We start from the raw sequence: 1,377 nt of genomic DNA on the forward strand, positions 1-1,377 counted from the left end.
TCGACGGGCTCAGAGGCATCTTCGCCGGGCTCCTCGGTAGGGCGCCGAGCCCACAGACCTTCAACAACGCCCTCGCTCAAGCACCTGTCCAGGCGCCGGCCCCCACGCCGGCCCCCGTCCCCAAGCCGGAACCGCCGGCGGACATTCCGAGCCTTGAGGAGTTCGTCCAGCAGGCCGGGGGTGAGGGTGGTGGCTGAGCCGAACCCCAAGACAGTCGCAGTCTTCCGCTGGCTCGCCCAGACGCTCCGGGCGGGCTACAACAACCCCGCCGTGCTTTTGAAGGCGAAAGATGAGATAAAGAAGAACGAAAAGGTGATTGAGGGGGCGGTGAGGGATGCCATTCGGCCCGAATTTGAGGAATACGTCGAGCTCGTTAAGTCCCTCCTCGGCGGAGGCTCAGCTTGACCAGGCCTTAGAGGAGTACGACCGGCTCTTTCAGGAGGAGTTCGAGCGGAAGAAGGCGCTTTGGCTCAAGATGACGCAGGAACAGCGCGACCAGTACACCCGCACCGTGCTCGACCGGATACTCAAGAAGGCTAAGGAAAACCCGCTTGAAGGACTAAAAGCCTTTGCCCAGCTCATAGGCTCGCCGGAGGGCATTTTGGTGTGGGCCAACATTTGGAAGCCGGAGTACTGGCCTTACGTGGCGGAAGTTACCGGGGAGGCCTACAAGCTGATGGTGAAGTTCGCCGTGCTCAGCGAGGTCGGGGGTGACGAGAGTGTTCATCGTTGACGTTGTCGTCCGCGCAAACGATGAACTCATAGATACGCTACTCGACGAGGGTATCGTGCACTGGGCGGAAGATGGGTACTTTATCGCGCCTTTCGACTTGTATGAGGGCAGAAAATACTGGGTCGTCATATTAGAAGACCCGCTCGACCCATTCCCTGAGGAAAACACGGGTGTTTATGTGCCAAAGGTCGTGCCGAAAAGCTTGGTCCCCGTCGTTGCCCTTTACGCTATTGCCATCGCTGACAGAGATTACTGGAACCTCTACGCCGACACTCCAGAGTTCCAGAATACACTCAAAGAGATTGTGTCGGCAGTCAAACAAGCAGTCCCCTCAATTCAGGGCCGGGTAGTCGATGTTGAGAAAAGTGAGAACGCCGTAACCGTGAGAATATGGTGGTGATGGAAGATGAGCCTCGAACTCATGCGCCGATGGGTCGCCTCGCTCCCGCCGGCGGAGCGGTCGCTCCCGCTCCTCCACGTGGGTGAGGCCTTTTACACGCCGTTGCAAGCGCTCCGGGAAGTTGAAAAAGGTACAACGATTGGTGAAAAACTACAACAGCTCGTAGAGCAAGGGCGCTTTGGGACGGACTTAAACGCCCTTGCAAAGGCCCGCCTCCAGCTCCTCCTTGAGCGGGCGAAGGGCT

General features: G+C 58.6%; 5 protein-coding genes. All 5 read left to right on the top strand.

Going from position 1 to position 1,377, the window contains the following annotated elements; genetic code table 11:
- Positions 1 to 197, top strand: a 197-nt coding sequence (locus MVO87_RS03365; RefSeq protein ID WP_297552178.1) for a hypothetical protein, incomplete at its 5' end; no start/stop codon positions are given.
- Positions 190 to 405, top strand: coding sequence for a hypothetical protein (locus MVO87_RS03370; protein WP_297552180.1), 216 nt, complete (start codon positions 190 to 192; stop codon positions 403 to 405). The genes MVO87_RS03365 and MVO87_RS03370, both read left to right, overlap by 8 nt.
- Positions 335 to 733, top strand: a complete 399-nt coding sequence (locus MVO87_RS03375) for a hypothetical protein (protein WP_297552182.1) — start codon at positions 335 to 337, stop codon at positions 731 to 733. The genes MVO87_RS03370 and MVO87_RS03375 overlap by 71 nt, the downstream gene beginning before the upstream one ends.
- The gene (locus tag MVO87_RS03380) at positions 720 to 1,133 is read left to right on the top strand and encodes a hypothetical protein (RefSeq protein ID WP_297552184.1); all 414 of its coding nucleotides are present in this window, start codon (positions 720 to 722) and stop codon (positions 1,131 to 1,133) included. The genes MVO87_RS03375 and MVO87_RS03380 overlap by 14 nt, the downstream gene beginning before the upstream one ends.
- Positions 1,134 to 1,139: 6 nt before the next feature.
- Positions 1,140 to 1,377, top strand: a 238-nt coding sequence (locus MVO87_RS03385) for a hypothetical protein (protein ID WP_297552186.1), incomplete at its 3' end; no start/stop codon positions are given.

The organism is Thermococcus sp. (assembly GCF_027063845.1).
GTDB lineage: Archaea > Methanobacteriota_B > Thermococci > Thermococcales > Thermococcaceae > Thermococcus.

What these genes read in the sequence shown, in the direction of transcription:
- MVO87_RS03375 (WP_297552182.1), top strand. Translation starts at nt 335, where the DNA reads ATGCCATTCGGCCCGAATTTGAGGAATACGTCGAGCTCGTTAAGTCCC.